Source organism: Sinomonas atrocyanea (assembly GCF_001577305.1).
GTDB classification, from domain to species: Bacteria; Actinomycetota; Actinomycetes; order Actinomycetales; family Micrococcaceae; genus Sinomonas; species Sinomonas atrocyanea.
The window spans coordinates 2,215,621-2,231,458 of the sequence record NZ_CP014518.1 but is presented as its reverse complement, the minus strand read 5'-3'; the positions used below and the strand labels follow the sequence as shown (position 1 = coordinate 2,231,458).

At 74.4% G+C, this 15,838-nt stretch carries 17 protein-coding genes; 9 read left to right on the top strand and 8 right to left on the bottom strand.

Features of this window, described 5'->3' with window-relative positions:
• Positions 1–18 precede the first annotated feature (18 nt).
• The 6 genes from SA2016_RS10250 to SA2016_RS10230 all read right to left on the bottom strand — a co-directional run bounded on the left by SA2016_RS10250 (position 19) and on the right by SA2016_RS10230 (position 5,899).
• Positions 19–1,074, bottom strand: a complete 1,056-nt coding sequence (locus SA2016_RS10250; protein ID WP_066497786.1) for an LCP family protein — start codon at positions 1,072–1,074, stop codon at positions 19–21.
• A 120-nt stretch (positions 1,075–1,194) separates the two neighbouring features.
• Positions 1,195–1,371 (bottom strand): hypothetical protein, encoded by a 177-nt coding sequence (locus SA2016_RS21775; RefSeq protein WP_169803067.1) that lies wholly within the window; start codon positions 1,369–1,371, stop codon positions 1,195–1,197.
• Positions 1,372–1,507: 136 nt separating this feature from the next.
• Positions 1,508–2,305, bottom strand: a complete 798-nt coding sequence (locus tag SA2016_RS10245; RefSeq protein ID WP_066497784.1) for an SDR family oxidoreductase — start codon at positions 2,303–2,305, stop codon at positions 1,508–1,510.
• Between the two features lie 72 nt (positions 2,306–2,377).
• Complete coding sequence (locus SA2016_RS10240) at positions 2,378–3,403, bottom strand: PHP domain-containing protein (RefSeq protein ID WP_066497783.1); 1,026 nt, start codon at positions 3,401–3,403, stop codon at positions 2,378–2,380.
• A 2-nt stretch (positions 3,404–3,405) separates the two neighbouring features.
• Positions 3,406–4,344, bottom strand: a complete 939-nt coding sequence (locus SA2016_RS10235) for a DMT family transporter (protein WP_066497778.1) — start codon at positions 4,342–4,344, stop codon at positions 3,406–3,408.
• 55 nt (positions 4,345–4,399) lie between these two features.
• Entirely contained in the window at positions 4,400–5,899 is a 1,500-nt protein-coding gene (locus SA2016_RS10230; protein ID WP_066497777.1) for an arylsulfotransferase family protein, read from the bottom strand.
• A gap of 90 nt (positions 5,900–5,989) precedes the next feature.
• Between SA2016_RS10230 and SA2016_RS21985 the strand changes: the two genes are divergently transcribed.
• From SA2016_RS21985 to SA2016_RS10210, 4 genes are read left to right on the top strand one after another with little or no spacing between them, the layout of a single operon-like run.
• The gene (locus SA2016_RS21985; protein WP_066497775.1) at positions 5,990–6,361 is read left to right on the top strand and encodes a LysR family transcriptional regulator; all 372 of its coding nucleotides are present in this window, start codon (positions 5,990–5,992) and stop codon (positions 6,359–6,361) included.
• Positions 6,301–6,876, top strand: coding sequence for a LysR substrate-binding domain-containing protein (locus tag SA2016_RS21440; protein ID WP_218918326.1), 576 nt, complete (start codon positions 6,301–6,303; stop codon positions 6,874–6,876). The genes SA2016_RS21985 and SA2016_RS21440 overlap by 61 nt, the downstream gene beginning before the upstream one ends.
• Before the next feature lie 18 nt (positions 6,877–6,894).
• On the top strand, positions 6,895–7,770 hold the full coding sequence (locus SA2016_RS10215) for a hypothetical protein (RefSeq protein WP_141305373.1): 876 nt from the start codon (positions 6,895–6,897) through the stop codon (positions 7,768–7,770).
• A gap of 28 nt (positions 7,771–7,798) precedes the next feature.
• On the top strand, positions 7,799–8,473 hold the full coding sequence (locus tag SA2016_RS10210) for a peptide deformylase (RefSeq protein ID WP_066497769.1): 675 nt from the start codon (positions 7,799–7,801) through the stop codon (positions 8,471–8,473).
• A 4-nt stretch (positions 8,474–8,477) separates the two neighbouring features.
• Here the strand turns inward: SA2016_RS10210 and SA2016_RS10205 are convergent, their stop codons facing one another.
• The gene (locus SA2016_RS10205; RefSeq protein ID WP_066497768.1) at positions 8,478–10,511 is read right to left on the bottom strand and encodes a S9 family peptidase; all 2,034 of its coding nucleotides are present in this window, start codon (positions 10,509–10,511) and stop codon (positions 8,478–8,480) included.
• Positions 10,512–10,553: 42 nt separating this feature from the next.
• Here SA2016_RS10205 and SA2016_RS10200 point away from each other — a divergent pair, with 42 nt between their 5' ends.
• Complete coding sequence (locus SA2016_RS10200) at positions 10,554–11,402, top strand: methyltransferase domain-containing protein (protein WP_066497765.1); 849 nt, start codon at positions 10,554–10,556, stop codon at positions 11,400–11,402.
• Here the strand turns inward: SA2016_RS10200 and yczE are convergent.
• Entirely contained in the window at positions 11,380–12,069 is a 690-nt protein-coding gene (gene yczE, locus SA2016_RS10195) for a membrane protein YczE (protein WP_141305372.1), read from the bottom strand. The genes SA2016_RS10200 and yczE overlap by 23 nt on opposite strands.
• A gap of 61 nt (positions 12,070–12,130) precedes the next feature.
• Between yczE and yczR the strand changes: the two genes are divergently transcribed.
• The 4 genes from yczR (at position 12,131) to SA2016_RS10175 (ending at position 15,812) form a co-directional block, all read left to right on the top strand.
• Positions 12,131–13,528, top strand: a complete 1,398-nt coding sequence (gene yczR, locus SA2016_RS10190) for a MocR-like transcription factor YczR (protein ID WP_066497764.1) — start codon at positions 12,131–12,133, stop codon at positions 13,526–13,528.
• Between the two features lie 115 nt (positions 13,529–13,643).
• Positions 13,644–14,108: an NfeD family protein gene (locus tag SA2016_RS10185; RefSeq protein ID WP_066497763.1), complete on the top strand. Its 465-nt coding sequence runs from the start codon at positions 13,644–13,646 to the stop codon at positions 14,106–14,108.
• Between the two features lie 29 nt (positions 14,109–14,137).
• Positions 14,138–15,334, top strand: coding sequence for an SPFH domain-containing protein (locus tag SA2016_RS10180; RefSeq protein WP_084249441.1), 1,197 nt, complete (start codon positions 14,138–14,140; stop codon positions 15,332–15,334).
• A 142-nt stretch (positions 15,335–15,476) separates the two neighbouring features.
• Positions 15,477–15,812 (top strand): RNA polymerase-binding protein RbpA, encoded by a 336-nt coding sequence (locus SA2016_RS10175; RefSeq protein ID WP_066497761.1) that lies wholly within the window; start codon positions 15,477–15,479, stop codon positions 15,810–15,812.
• Positions 15,813–15,838 lie beyond the last annotated feature (26 nt).

Here is a 15,838-nt window from a genome sequence, read left to right as displayed (position 1 = left end):
GGGCCGATCGGGATCCGCCTAGGAGAGGCGGTGCAGTGCGGCGTACTGGCCGAGGCTGTCGCTGCCGAGCGCCGACGCCACCGAGGCGATCCCCGCACGGTCCGCGATCACGATCGACTGGCCGTCCGGCGAGGTGCCCGTGCCGGACGTCGGCAGGGTGAAGAAGACGTCCGACGACGGGTCCACGCGCCGCAGTCCGTAGGCGAGCACGGCGAGCCCCTTGGCACCGAGGCCCTCGTCGGTGACCAGGTGCGGGGCGGCCGCCCCGATCAGGGCGAGGGTGCCGGCCGGATCCCCCACCCGCCCCTGGGCGAGGATCTGGGCGATCACGGATCGGACGAAGGCCTGCTGGTCGCGGACCCGCTGGTAGTCGCCGTCGGGGAAGGCGTAGCGTTCGCGCACGAATTCGAGGGCAGCCTGGCCGTCGAGGTGGTTGGTGCCGCGGACGAAGCGGTGGTGGGTGTCGAACGTCGCGGTGAACGCGACGGGCACGTTCACGTCGACTCCCCCGAGGGCGTCCGTGATTGCCTTGAAGCCGTCGAAGTCCAGCAGGATCCAGTGGTCGATGTGGACCGAGAGGATCGAGCCGACGGTGGCCGCCGCGAGCTGCGGGCCGCCGAGGGCAAGGCTCGCGTTGATCTTCGACTCTCCGTGCCCCGGGATCGTCACCCAGGTGTCGCGCATGATCGAGATCCCGAACACCCGGCGGTGGTCGGCCTGGACGTGCAGGAGCATCATCATGTCGGCCCGCTGGTCCACGGCACCCCCCGAGGCGGCCTGGCGGGCGAGGGCGTCCCGAGCGCTGCCCCGGATGTCGCTGCCGAGCAGGAGGATGTTCATCGGGCCGGAGCCCAGATCGGGCAACGATGCCGCTGCGGTCGGGCTGGGGCCGGCCGTCGGGCCCGCGGAGGCCGTCACCGGCGCGGCGGGGCCGGGTGCCGGCGGGCGGACGAGGACGAGCCAGGCGGTGCCCGCGCCGATCACCACGAGGAGTGCCGCGGCGGCGAGCAGCAGGCGCGAGCGGATCCGGCGCCGTCGTGCGCCGCGGTCGCGGCCTGGGCCGGATTCCGTCATGCCTCCACCGTCGCCCCGGGCGGGCCGGCAGCAGAAGTGCCGTTGGCCCCGGAACAGAGGAAGGGCGCCGTTCCAGCGTTGCTGGCACGGCGCCCGGTCACGTCCTTCGGGAGGCTGCCCTCAGGCGAGGTCCCCGACGTGGACGGTGAAGACGTCCGGGCCGCTGCGGCTGACCTTGACGTGGTCGCGGTGCGCGCCGGCGAGTGTGGACACGTGCGAGATGGCCTCCTCGAGCGTGTGGTCGACGGTCGAGGGGTCCCAGATCTTGAGGGTCACGGAGTGAGAGTCGAAAGTCATGCGCTGAATGCCTTCTCTGGTATCAGGGCCGGGCCCCGGCAGCCTCCTCGTTGAGCCTGCCCCGCCATCATAGCTAGACCGGTACGGGGACGCGGGCCTTCTGTGACAGACTCCACAGGCCGGGATCTGGACCGGTCTACCCCTCGCGCCAGGCGTCGTCGGTGAGGTGGGACCCCGCCTGGGGGCCCATCTGCAGCATCCCGCCGTCCACGGTCCAAGAGGCGCCCGTCACGTAGGCGGAGGCCGGCGAGGCGAGGAAGGCGATGACGGCGGCGACCTCGCGCGCGTCGCCCGGCCGGCCGAGGGGCACTCCGGGCCGGTGGACGGTACGGGGGTCCTCGTCCTCCTGCCCGGTCATCGGCGTGGCGATCTCGCCGGGGGCCACGGAATTTGCGGTGATCCCCGCGGCCCCGAGCTCGAGTGCCATCGTCTTGATGAGGCCGCCGAGGCCGTGCTTGGCGGCGTCGTAGGCGGACGACCCGACCCGCGGCTGGTGCTCGTGCACGCTCGTGACAGCGATCAGGCGGCCGCCGGAGCCTTGGGCGACCATCCGCCGCGCGGCGCGCTGGAGGCACACGAAGGGCCCGTCGAGGTCCGTCGCGACGATGCCGCGCCAGCGCTCGTAGTCCATCTCGAGGAACGGGACGTTGGCACCGGTGCCGGCGTTGTTGACGAACACGTCGAGCCGGCCGAGCTGGTCGGCGAGCGCATCCACGGTGTCGGCGCAGCGGGGCGCATCGGCGGCGTCGAACTGCTCGACGACGGCGCGCCGTCCGGCGGCACGCACGGCGTCGGCGGTGCGCTCGGCGCCGTCTCTGTCGGTGTGCCAGGTGATGCCGACGTCGAGCCCGGCTTCGGCGAGGGCGACCGCGGTGGCCCGCCCGATCCCGGAGTCCGATCCTGTGACGATGGCGGTGCGGGGCTCGAAGGCCATGGTTCCTCCTGGTGGTGTGGGTGCCCCTCGGCTACCCCCGCGCGGATCACGGCAAACAGCAGATGGGAGGAATCAGCGGCGCCGCGACGTCCACTCGAGCAGCTTCGCCAGCGGCCAGGTCGTGACGATCCTCTCGGCCGGGACCCCGTTGGCCTCGGCGCGTGCGGCCCCGTACTGCAGGAAGTCCAGCTGGCCGGGGGCATGGGCGTCCGTGTCGATGCTGAAGAGGCAGCCGGCGTCGAGCGCCGTCTGGATGAGGCGGTCGGGCGGGTCCTGCCGCTCGGGCCGCGAGTTGATCTCGACGGCGACCCCTGCGGCCGCGCAGGCCTCGAACACCCGCGCGGCGTCGAACTGCGACTCGGGGCGCGTGCCCCGGGAGCCGCGCAGGAGCCGCCCGGTGCAGTGGCCGAGCACGTTCGTGTGCGGGTCGTCGATCGCGGCGAGCATGCGCCGGGTCATCGGACCGGGCTCCGAGCGCAGCTTCGAGTGCACGCTCGCGACCACGACGTCGAGCCGGCCGAGCAGTTCGGGCGTCTGGTCCAGGGTGCCGTCCTCGAGGATGTCCACCTCGATGCCCGTCAGCATCCGGAACCCGTCGCCTCCGAGGGAGGCATTCACCTCGGCGACGGCATCGATCTGGCGGCGGAGCCGCTCGGCGTCGAGCCCGCGCGCGATGGTCAGGGTCGGCGAATGGTCGGTGAGGGCCTGGTACTCCCTGCCCAGCCAGCGGGCGGCCTCGGCCATCTCGGCCAACGGGGAACCGCCGTCGGACCAGTCGGAGTGGGCGTGCAGATCGCCGCGCAGCTGCCCGCGGATGCTCTCGCCGCCCTCGGCCAGGGGGGTCGCCGCGCGGTCGCGGAGCTCGCGCAGGTAGGCGGGGACCTCGCCGTCGACCGCCTCCCGGGCCACGCCAAAGGTGCGGTCCCCGATGCCCTTGACCCTGCGCAGGCTGCCGTTCTGCGCCCGCGCCGCCACGTCCTCGGGCGGCATCGCGGCCAGGATTCCCGCCGCCGTGCGGAAGGCCTTGACGCGGTAGGTCTCCGCCTGTTCCCGCTCCAGCCAGAACGCGATCTCCCGGAGCGCCTCGACGGGGTCCACCGCTATCCCTCCACCCTGAGCGGTTCCGGGCGCGCACGGCGCCGCGACCGGGCGGGAAGCGGCACCGTCAGCACCGCAAGGCACGCGACGATGAGGCCCATCCCGGCCCAGCCCGCGAGGGGGAGCCGCTCCCCCACCACCAGGACGGCGAGCGCGGCCGCGACGACCGGCTCGGCCAGGGACACCGTGGTCGCCGTGCTGGCCGGGACGCGGCTGAGGCCCCAGCCGAACAGGATGTAGCCCGCGAACATGGGCACCACGGCCAAGTAGGCGCCCACGGCCAGGTTCTGCCCTGAGTCGAGGAACGCCCTCCCCGTGAACCCGAGCACCACGAGGAGCCCGAGCGCAGCGGCGCCGAAGGTCGCGCCCACCGCGGCGCGGGACGCCGCGCCGGCGCCGATGAGGCGGTGGCTGGTGAAGGAGTAGAGCGCGTACGACGCCGCGGCGAGGGCCCCCAGCGCGACCCCGGCGAGCGTCTGGGTCACCTGTCCGGGCTCGGCGCCGCCCCGTGCGAGGCACAGGACCACGGCGCCGGCGATGCCCAAGGCGGCCCCGACCGCCCATCTGCGGGAGAGCCGGCGGCCATCGACGAGGCGCTCGAGGAGGGCGGCCGCGACGGGCGCTCCCCCGATCGACACGGCCGTGCCGATGGCCACGCCGGCCAGCCGCATCGAGGTGTAGAAGGCGAGGGCGTAGACGAGCACCGCGGCCCCGCCGGTTCCGACGAGCCGCCACGAGCGCGCAAGGGTCGCGCGGTGGCGGCCCATCTGCCGGGCGGCCGTCGCGGCGAGGAGGAGGCCGCCGAAGCCCATGGACGCCGCGCCGACGGCGAGGGGCGTCACCCCCGGGGCGAGCGCTGAGGCCGTGCCCGTGGTCCCCCACAGGACGGAGGCGCCGATGACGCAGACGACTCCCAGCCGGTGCTCGCGGGCAGCGCTCACCTCGGACCTCTTCCTCGTGGGGCCCCGCCGGTCGGACGGCCCATGGGCCCCTACGCTACGCCGCGATCACCGCAGATGTCGCGAGGACGGAGCCCTTCGCGTCGAGGGCCTGCGCCGCCAGGTGTGCGGCCGTGGCCACGGCGGCGTTCGTCTCGAACCCCCGCTTCTTCACGTGGGCGGCCTCGGCGAGCGACTGCGGGCTGCTTCCCGTGAGGAACCGCCAGCTCGCCACTTCGGTGGCGCCGTTCCAGCTGGCGAAGGCCTGCATCGTGGAGCCGTTGCCGGGAACGACGGCGACATCGGGCAGGGTTGTCGGCGTCGCGCTCCAGACGTGGCGGTAGGCCCGGTAGCAGCCGCCGCCGATCCCGGTGGCCTCGGCGACGGGCGTGCCGTCCGCCGTGAACTCGGTGGCGGCGGGGTCCGATCCCCAGCCGACGAGGTAGTGGCCGTTGTCGAGGAACTGCACGTTGCCCATGGCGTTGCCCCGGTGGCCGCCCCGCTGGAGGGCGAGCTTGAGCGTGACCCGGCGGGCGCCCTCGTCCACCGCGAGGATCAGGCCGCGGGAGGTCCCGGTCGTGCCGTCCTTGTAGTGGTTGTCGAACATGCTGATGACACCGCCCGGCCGCTGGCGGACGTCATGCTGCCAGGCGAACGCCGCCGAGTCCGGGATCGAGAACTCGTTCCGTACCCCGCCCAGGCGCCATCTCACCGCGCCGTCCGGGGCGACGAGGTACGCGGCGTGGGTGTGGCGCGCGGAGACGAGGTACCCGTCCGGGCGGCGGTCCACGGAGTTGACATGGAACGGGTCGAAGGCCGTCGCGGCTGTGGCCCCGTTGGCCGTGGCATCGTCCGCGGGCCTGACGAAGGACTCGGTCAGGTCGATGTGCGCGGACGCCGTCCAGTCGAAGAGCACGGCCCCGCTCGCGACGTCGACCTCCTGCACGTGGCAGTCGTACATGTATCCCGCCGTGGGGCCTCCGAGCGCGGTGAGGTCGGCCTGCACCGTGGGGTAGGAGGTCAGCAGCGCCGTGCCGGCGGCGGTGAGGGTGAACTCGTGCAGGTCGGCCTTGAGCCCGTTCCCGGCGGAGACCTGGGCGATGGTCGTGTAGGCCGTGTCCTTGATGACGCCGACCCCTTCGCCGTGGCCGCCGATCCCCGTCCCGGACCAATAGGTGAGGACGGGCTTTCCCCGGTACGTCTGCACGCGCAGGTCCGTGACCCCGGCTCCGGTCGGCTCCATCCATACCGGCGCCCCGGAGTTGTCCATGATGAGCCCGTTCGTCCCGTGCCCCATGGGGCCGGTGAAGAGCAGGCCCGGCGCCGTCGTGCCCGCGGTCCAGACGCTCACCCGCGCCGCGGTCAGCTTGGTGGTGACGAAGGTCCGGTCGGGAGGGCCGGCGGCCGCCGAGGCGGACGGGCTGGGCGCGGGCGTGGCGGCCGCCGCGCTCGGGGGGAGGGGGAAGATGCTCGACCGGGCAACCCCGGCGCCGGCGACAGCCCCGACGACGGCGATCCCCGCGCCCTGGAGGAAGTGGCGGCGGCTGACCCTGATCATGCCTCCAGTGTAGGAATCGGCACCTGTGCGCCACAGGGCTTCCACCTGTGCGCCCGCTGAGCGCGGGACAGCAGAACATATGCTGGCGATATGTCTGTGCAGGATTGGGAGCTGCGGCACTACCGGTTCCTCGCGGCGCTCGCCGCCGAGGGCAGCATCGGCGGGGCGGCCCGTGCCATCGGGATGGCCCAGCCCAATGCCTCGCGCCTGCTCGAGCAGATGGAGCGCCAGGCGGGGTTCCCCCTGGCCCGGCGGACCCCGCAGGGGACGCGGCTCACGGACCGCGGCCGGGTGATCGCGGGGCTCGCCGCGGAGGTCGTCGGCGCCGCCGAGAACGTGGGCCGGGCGGTCGGCGCGCTCGAGGGGGCCGCGGGACCCTGCACCTGTGCGCGTCGCTCACGGTGGCCGAGCACCTCATGCCGGGGTGGCTCGCCGCGGCCCAGCAGCGCCTGGACGGTGTGAGCACCACGCTCGACGTCGGGAACTCGGATGAGGTGTTCGACCGGCTCCGCTCGGGGGCCGCCGACCTGGGCTTCGTCGAGGGCCCCACGGTGCAGACGGGATTCCGCTACCTGGACGTGGGCAGGGACGAGCTCGTCGTCGTCGTGCGACCGGACCATCCCTGGGCGGCCGACGCCGGGGTATCCGCCGCCGCTGTCGCCGCGGCCGGGCTCGTGGTGCGGGAGCCCGGCTCGGGAACGCGGCAGATCACCGACCTGGCCCTCGCCCCGCACGGCTCCGGTGAGCGCTTCGAGGTCGGGAGCAACGCGGCGCTGGCGGCGAGCGTGGCGGCGGGCCTGGGCCCCGGGGTGGTCAGCAGGCTCGCCGTGCAGGCCGCGCTGCGCGGCGGCCGCCTCGTCGAGGTGCCGACGCCGGGGCTCCAGCTGGGCCGGGTGCTGCGCGCGGTGTGGCGGGCGAGCGGGCCGCTCGATCCGGCCGCTGCCGACTTCCTGCGCATCGTCGTGGACCGGCACTAGCCGACGTACTCTGGGCGCATGGTCCGGTCAGCGGCGGCCGCCCGAGCGCTGTGTGCGCTCGTGGCCCTCGCCTGCGCGGCCGGCTGCTCGCCCGCTGCGCCTCCGTCCGCGCCGGGCTCTCCAGGGCCCGTGGGCGCCGCCGTCGACCAGTTCCGTGACGAGTACGCCTCCGGCTCCGTGGTCCTCCAGGTCACCGACACCGGCGGCGCGCCGTTCACGGTGGTCCGGGCCGAGCTGGACGACCCCCGGTTCCAGGATGGGACCGTGTGGTCCGGATCGGCGGATTTGACCGCAGGCCAGACCCTGAGCCTCCCCGCAGCCCTCGCCGCCGCCCGCTGCAACCTGGGGGCGTCCGACACCGCGCCCTCCCTCCGCGTCCGGCTCGCCGACGGCACGGACCACACCGTGGCGGCGGCCGACCCGCACGCGGTGCTGCCCCGCCTCCACGGCGAGCAGTGCTTCGCCCAGCAGGCCGCCCTTGCCGTGCGGCTGCGGCTCGAGGACACCCTCGGCGCGGGGAGCACGCCGTCGACCGCCGTCCTGACCCTCGCCGCGGATGCCCCGGCCGAGCCGACCGGCACCTCAGCCGGACCGACCGGCACCCCGCCGCAGGGCATCCTTGAGGCGGTGGAGGGAACCATCCTCCTCGGCGAGGACCCGGGACGGCCGTGGCCGCACGGCGTCATCCTCGCGCCCGGAACGAGGGTCGCGCTCGCGGTGCGCCCGGCCCGCTGCGACCCGCACGCCGTCGCCGAGGACAAGGTCGGCACCCTGCTCCCGGTGGAGCTCGGGGTCGGGGACGCCACGGGGGTGGTCAAGGTCGCAGCCCCGCCGGCCCTCCGGGCCGCCCTCTACCGCTTCGTGGCACGGGCGTGCGGCTGGCCAGCGGGCTAGCGCCGCCGGCGCCGCCTAGGCTTGCCCCATGAGCACCCCATCCCCCTACCGCACCACGGCTCCGGAGAGTGACTGGACCGCGGCCCGCATCGCCGAGGCCGCCGCCGAGCTCGTGGCCACGGAGGGCATCCCGCCGATCGTGCAGGCGGGCCACCCCGCCCTGCGGACCCGCGCCGTGCCCTTCGACGGCCAGCTCGACGCCGAGCTCCTGGATGCGCTGGTCCTCCTCATGCGCCGGACCATGCATGCCGCGCCCGGCGTGGGCCTCGCCGCACCCCAGATCGGCCTGCCGCTGAGCCTGGCGGTGCTCGAGGACACCTGGGCCGCCGACGAGGAGTCGGCGCGCGCCCGGGACCGGGTGCCCCTGTCCTTCACGGCCATGCTCAACCCGGCCTACGCGCCGCTCGGAGACGGCCGCGCGGGCTTCTACGAGGGCTGCCTCTCGGTGCGGGGCTACACCGCCGTGGTGCGCCGGGCGGCCGCCGTCCGGGCGCAGTGGACCGCGCCGGACGGCAGCGCCCGCTCGGCCGAGTTCAGCGGCTGGCAGGCGCGCATCGTCCAGCACGAGACCGACCACCTCGGCGGCACCCTCTACCTCGACCGCGCGGAGCCGCGGTCGCTGTGCGCCAACGAGGAGTACACCGCCCGGTGGGCGCAGCCGACCCCTGAGCGGGCCGCCCGCGCCCTCGGCTTCTCGGCCTAGCCCGCTAGAGGTACTGCGCGAACCAGCGCAGGATGTGCTCGAAGCGTGCCCGGCGGTGGTGGGGGGTCCCGGCGCGGGAGAGCTCGTGGTTCTCCCCCGGGAAGACGAGCAGCTCCGAATCGACCCCGCCGAGGCGGAGCGCCGCGTAGTACCGCTGGGCCTGCTCGATCGGGCACCGCCAGTCCTCCTCGGAATGCACCACGAGGGTCGGCGTGCGGACCTCCCCCACGCGGGCCATGGGGCTCTGGGCGGCCATCGCTGCCGGGTCCCACCCCGTGTACTCGCCCGGGAAGAACCACCCGATGTCGCTCGAGCCCACGAAGCTGACCGGATCGAGGAACCCGCGCTCGACCACGGCGGCCTTGAACCGGTGGTCGTGCGCGATCGTCCAGGCGGTCAGGTACCCGCCGTAGGAGCCGCCGAGGATGCCGAGCCTGCCCTGATCGAGCTGCGGGTAGCCGGCGAGCGCAGCGTCGAGGAAGCCGAGCACGTCCTCGAAGTCCACCGTGCCCATGCGGCCGCGGATCGCGCGGGCGTGCGCCTCGCCGTAGCCGGCGGCGCCGCGCGGGTTGCACATCACCACCGCGTACCCGGCGCCCGCGTAGACCTGGGCCTCGTCGAACCAGGCGCCGGTGTACTGGGCGAAGGGGCCGCCGTGGATCATGAGCAGCGTCGGGTGCGGCCCGTCGCCTTCCGGGAGCACCACCCAGCCGTGCACGTCGCTGCCGTCAGCGCTCGTGCCGGTGAACTCCTGGGGGGTGCGCGGCGGTGCCGACTGGCGCAGCGGCGCGTTGACGTCGGTCAGCTTCTCGAGCCCCCCGTCGTCGGCGAGCCGGTACAGCTCGCCCGGCCCGTCGGCGTCGGCCGCCGCGAGCACGACGGCGCCGCGCGCCTCCCCTGCCCCCGTCACCACGAGGGGCCCGGACGTGAGCTGCTCGCGCCGGCCGTCGGGCGCGAAGGCGATCAGCTGCACGGTCCCGCGCGTGCGGGCGAGGACGAGCGCCCGCCCGTCGCCGGTGACCTGCAGCGCCCCGGCGGCCTCGCCGAGGTCGTCACCGTCGGCGGTGAGCCGGTGCGTCGCGCCGTCGGCCGGAGTGTGCCAGAACAGGTGGGTCGCACGCCCCACGAAGTCGGCGCCCGTCTCGCCCAGCGAGGAGGCGAGGACGAACACCCCGGAGCCGTCGGGCGCCTCCGCGGCCAGGTCCACCGAGGCGGCCTCCTCGGTGCCGAGGTCGAGCGCCTCGCTCGGGCCGCCTGCGACGGGGGTGCGGACGGCGCGGCTCCCCAGGGTGTCGACGGCTGTGGGGTCGAAGCCGGACACCGTGTAGATCCAGGCGCCGTCGGCGCTGAAGCGGGGCTCGGTGTGGTCCACGCTGCCGTCCGTGAGCTGCCGCGCCTCGGGCAGGCCGGTCGGTGCACCGTCCCCCTTCGCCGCGTCCCCCTTCGCCGCGTCCCCCTTCGCCGCGGCCTCCTCCGCCGCGGCGCGCCCGCGCGCGGCCACGAACGGCTCGGCGTCCAGGGCCGGGACGTCGAGGACGAACAGCCGCGTGCGCTGGTCGCCCGTGTACCCCACGCCGTTGAGCCGGTAGTTGAGGTCCCGGATGAGCCGGGGGTCCTCTGCGCCCGCTGCCACGCCGTCGGTGGAGCCGTACCGCCCGGGTTCGGGCACGCGGGCCGTGTAGGCGATCCGGGCCCCGTCCGGCGAGAAGGCGAACTGGGCCACCCCCAGCGGGGCGTCGGTGAGGATCCTCGGCTCGCCGCCGCGGGCGTCGACGATCGCGAGCTGCGGCCTGCCGGTGGGGGCGGCGCGGAGGAAGGCGAGGACGGAGCCGTCCGGCGAGTACTGCGGCGCCGCGTCCCGGAAGCCGCGCGTGAGCAGCCGCGCGGGCCCGCTGTGCAGGGGCACCTCCCAGATCTGCCCGACCGCCGCGTCGGCCCGGAAGTCGGGCCGGGTGACGGCGACGGCGCAGCGGCCCGCGGCAGGATGCACCGAGGGGGCGGACAGGGAGCGGACGAGGTCAAGGTGTTCAGGGAGCATGCGCCGAATCCTACGCAGGGCGGCCCCGATACGATGGGAGCCATGCTCGCCGACGCCCTGGACCTGCTGATCTGCCCGCACTGCGGGGCCGACTGGGACGCGGAGGCCAGCAGCGCCCGAGCGCTCGTCTGCGCCGAGGGACACCGGTACGACGCCTCGCGCCACGGCTATGTCAACCTCCTGACCGGGCGCCCCAGCCGCTCCACGCCGGACACCGCGGACATGGTCGCCGCCAGGGACGCGTTCCTGGGCGCCGGCCACTACGCGCCGATCGCCGCTGCGCTCGCCGACGCCTGCGCGGCGCTGCCGGCGGACGCCGCGGTCCTCGACGCCGGAGCGGGGACCGGCTACTACCTTGCTGCGGTGCTCGACCGGCTCGCCGGCGGCGGTCCGCGCAGGGCCCGGGCCATCGCGCTCGATCTCAGCCCGCAGGCCCTGAGGCGCGCAGCCCGGCTGGAGCGGGTGGCCGCGCTCGTCTGGGACCTGTGGAAGCCGCTCCCCGTGGCCGCGGGCACCGTCGACGCCGTGCTCGACGTCTTCGCCCCGCGCAACCTCCCCGAATTCGCGCGCATCACCCGGCCGGGGGGCCTCCTCGTCGCCGTGACGCCCCTCCCCCAGCACCTCGCCGAGCTCCGGGCCCAGCTGCCCCTCCTCGACGTGCCGGAGGGCAAGGCCGAGGCCCTCGAACTGGCCGCTGCCGGCGACTACGAGCCCCTCTCCCGCGCCCAGCTGACCTTCCCCCTCGTCCTCACCCCGGCCTCGGCCGCGGACCTCGCCCAGATGGGTCCCGCCGGGCACCACACGGGCCGCACCGAGCTCGAGCGGCTGGCCGGAGACGAGGAGCTCGCCGCCACGGCCGCCGTCGAGCTCAGCGTGCTGCGGCGCCGCTGACGCCGGGCTCCTCGGAGGCGCGGGCGTTCCCCGGGCTGCGGTCCGCCCGCGGCCCGAGGTCCACCCGCATCAGGCGCATCGCGGCCTGGATGAGCGGCCCGATCCCGAACGCGAACACCGCCGTGCCGATCCCGACCGTCCCGCCCAGCAGCCATCCGGCCAGCACGACCGTCAGCTCGATCGCGCAGCGCACCATCCACACGGGGCGCCCGGTCCGGGCCACGAGCCCGGTCATGAGTCCGTCGCGCGGCCCCGGGCCGAGCCTCGCGCCGATGTACAGGGCCGAGGCCAGGGCGAGCAGCACCAGCCCGCCGGCAAGGACAGAGCACTGCCAGAGGAGGTGGAGCGCCCCCTCGGGCGGCGCGGGGATCCACGCCAGCCCGAGGTCGGCGAAGACGCCGATGAGCAGTGTGTTCGAGAGCGTTCCCCACCCCGGCCTCTGCCTGAGCGGGATCCATGCCGCGAGCACGAGGACGCTCACCGCGACGGTGGTGGCCCCGAAGCTGAGGCCGACGGTGCGTGCCACGCCCTGGGAGAGGACGTCCCAGGGCGAGGAGCCGAGGCCCGAGCGCAGGAGGAGGGCGATCGCGAGGCCGTAGGCCGCGAGGCCGACGTAGAGGCGGACGAGGCGCACTGCCAGGTGGGGGCTGTCGAGGAAGGCGTTCACGGAACCACCCTCGCGCACCATTGGCATCACTGGACAGGGCCAATTCGGGTAGCGTGGCCCTATGGTCGCCGTCACCTCCCAACGCCTCGGCCGCATGCTGGGGCCCCTGCCGGGCCGCGGGCCCCTCTACGCCGAGCTGGCCGAGAGGCTCCGGCTCCTCGCCGTGGACGGCCGGCTCCCCGACGGCGTCCGGCTGCCGGCCGAGCGCGAGCTGGCGGGGGCCCTGGGGCTGTCCCGCACCACGGTGGCGGGGGCGTACGCCCTCCTGCGCGAGCTCGGGTGCCTGAAGAGCGTCCGGGGCTCCGGAAGCTACGTCGTCCTTCCCGAGCGCCCGGCCGGCGCCGCACCCGATGAGGCCGGGGTGCTCGACCTCACCAAGGCCGCCATGCCGGCGGCGAGCCCCGTGGCGGACTGCGTGCGCCGTGCCGCGGACGCGCTCGGCCCGGAGCTGGCCCGCTCCGGCTACGAGGTCATCGGCCTGCCGCGCCTGCGCATCGCCGTCGCCGAACACTATGCCGCCCGCGGGGTCCCCACCGACCCGGACCAGATCATGGTCACCACTGGCGTCCAGCACGCGATCGCGCTCGTGGCCCGCACCCTCCTGTCCCCCGGCGACCGTGCCGCCGTCGAACAGCCCACCTATCCCCACGCGATGGACACGCTCCAGGCCGCGCGGGCCCGGCTCGTGGCGCTGCCCGTCACACCCGCCGGGTGGGACCTCGAGGCCGCGGCCGCAGCCTTCCGGGCGACCTCGCCGGCGCTCGCCTACACGATGCCGGACTTCCACAACCCGACTGGCGCGAGCCTCGATCCCGCGGGGCGCGAACGGCTGGCCCGCCTCGCCGAGCGGCACCGCACGGTCCTCGTCGCCGACGAGACGACAGCCCTGCTGGACATCAGCCGCGGGCCGCTGCCGCCGCTCGCCGCGTTCGCCCCGGGCTCGGTGACGCTGGGGGGCCTGGCAAAGCTCGCGTGGGGCGGCCTGCGGGTGGGCTGGATCCGCGCCCCCCGGGCCATGGTGGGCCGGCTCGCCCAGGCCCGGACGAGCCTCGACCTCGGCACCCCGGTGCTCGAGCAGCTCGTCGCCGCCGAGCTGCTCGAGCGCCAGGACGTCCTCGTGGCCGAACGGCGCCATCGCCTCGGAGAGGGTCTCGCGGCGCTCGGCGGGGCGCTCGCCGAGCGCTTCCCGGGCTGGGCCTGGACTGCGCCCGGCGGCGGCATGTCCGTCTGGGCGGACTGTGCGCCGCTGTCGTCGTCGCAGCTGGTCGTGGCCGCCCGTGCGCGCGGGGTGGCCCTCACCGCTGGGCCGCGCTTCGGCATGGACGGCGCCTTCGAGCACCGCCTCCGCCTCCCCTTCACCGCGTCTCCCGACGAACTGCGCCAGGCCGTCGCCGCGATCGCGGACGCCGCCTCCGATGCGTCCTCGGGACCCGCCCGGCCGCCCCTCATAGCGGTGTGAGCCGCCCCGGGCGGTCAGGCCCGGACGGGTTGCCGAACCGCAACCGGCCGAGCGGCTCCGGGGGCCGTGGGCTGGGCTAGTGTGGGAGCACAGGGGCGTGCGTGAGGAGGGGCGGATGGACTGGTTCGACCACAACGCCTGGATGGTGTGGCTCGTGCTCGCGCTCGTGCTGGGGGGCATCGAGATGCTCAGCCTGAGCCTCGTGTTCGTCATGCTGTCCGGCGGCGCGCTCGCGGCGCTCGTCACGGCGCTGCTCGGCGGGCCGGCGTGGCTCCAGGGCCTGGTCTTCGCGGCCGTGTCCGTGGCGATGATCGCCTTTGTCCGTCCCGTCGCCGTCAGGCACATGCGCCCCGCCGTCGAGGACGTCCGCACCAACATCGACCGTCTGGTCGGGTCTCCGGCCACCGTCGTCGAGCCCGTGGACTCCGCCCGCGGGCTGGTCAAGATCGGCGGCGACGTCTGGACCGCCCGCGCGGAGCGCGGCGAGTTCCTCCCGGGCGACGTCGTCACGGTCGTCGCGATCGACGGCGCCACCGCCGTCGTGGCCCCCAGCGGTAGGACATCGCCCTACCGAAGCTAGGCACACCACTACCAGTGAAGGGGGAAACCATGGACGCCGGAAGCATCCTTCTGCTCGTGGTCGTCATCGTCGTCATCCTGTTCGTGGGCACGGCGCTCGGCCGTTCCGTGCGGATCATCCCGCAGGCGCGGGCCGGCGTCGTCGAACGGCTGGGGAAGTACCAGCGCACGCTCAATCCCGGTCTGACGCTGCTCATCCCGTTCGTCGACAGGCTGCTGCCGCTGCTCGACCTGCGCGAGCAGGTCGTGTCCTTTCCCCCGCAGCCCGTCATCACCTCCGACAACCTCGTCGTCTCGATCGACACGGTGGTCTACTTCCAGGTGACCGACCCGCGCGCGGCTACCTACGAGATTGCCAACTACATCCAAGCGGTCGAGCAGCTCACCATCACGACGCTGCGCAACGTCGTCGGCGGCCTGAACCTCGAGGAGGCGCTCACCTCCCGGGACCAGATCAACGGGCAGCTGCGCGGAGTGCTCGACGAGGCCACCGGCCGTTGGGGCCTGCGGGTCTCGCGGGTCGAGCTCAAGGCCATCGAGCCGCCGCACTCGATCCAGGACTCGATGGAGAAGCAGATGCGGGCCGAACGGGACCGGCGTGCGCTGATCCTCACGGCCGAGGGCACGAAGCAGTCCGCGATCCTGACCGCCGAGGGTGAGCGCCAGGCGCAGATCCTCAAGGCTGAGGGCCAGGCGAAGGCCGCGGTGCTCCGGGCCGACGGCGAGTCCCAGGCCATCCAGAAGGTCTTCGAGGCCATCCATCGCGGCGACCCGGATCCGAAGCTCCTCGCATACCAGTACCTCCAGACGCTGCCCAAGATCGCCGAGGGAACGTCGAACAAGCTGTGGATCATCCCGAGCGAGATCGGCGAGGCCCTCAAGGGCGTCGGCGGCGCGATCGGGAACCTCGGCCAGGGCGTTCGGGGCGGGGCTCCCGCAGACCAGGCCCTTCAGGACGTGACGCACCCGGCACCCGGGGCCGAGGCCGAGCGGGACAGCCTTGAGGCCGATGCACGGGCCTTCGAGGAAGAGGCGGCGCGGCGCTCCGAGCTCGACACCGAGGCGGAACGGATCCTCCAGCACCATGCGGGAGTCACCGACTTGGGCGGTCCGGCCGCGGGCATCCCCGATCTGGAGGTTCCGGGCCTGGAGATTCCCGACGTCCCCGATCAGCTCCCCGGTCAGTCCGCGGACGAGGATCCAGCGTCGGGCCAGGGGCGGCCCTGACGCGCGACGCGGCGCACGCCTATAATGGAAGGTCGGTTGACCGGATATCGGCGACCGGGCTGCGGGAACACCGCGCTCGCCGCATGCGTTGGCATGGTGATCGGGTCGGTGCGCACGCCCGGCACAACGTGAGGGAGTATAGATGAGCGACCGCAGCCTGCGCGGCATGCGCCTGGGTGCACAGTCCATGGAGACCGAGGCCGGCGTCGAGCCGGCACCCCGCCAGCGGGTCGAGTACCGGACCGAGGACGGCGAACAGGTCTTTGTCATGTTCTCCTCCGAGGCGGAGATCCCCCCGGTCTGGACCTCCAAGACCGGCAAGGAGGCGTTCCTGGTCGACGGAGAGCGCCCCACCGACACCAACGAGAAGGCGGTCCGGACGCACTGGGACATGCTCCTCGAGCGCCGCTCGATTCCCGAGCTCGAGCAGATCCTGGCAGACCGCCTCGAGCTCCTGCGGAGCAAGCGCGGCGCCTGACGCCAGTCCGCCACGGGGCCGCACCC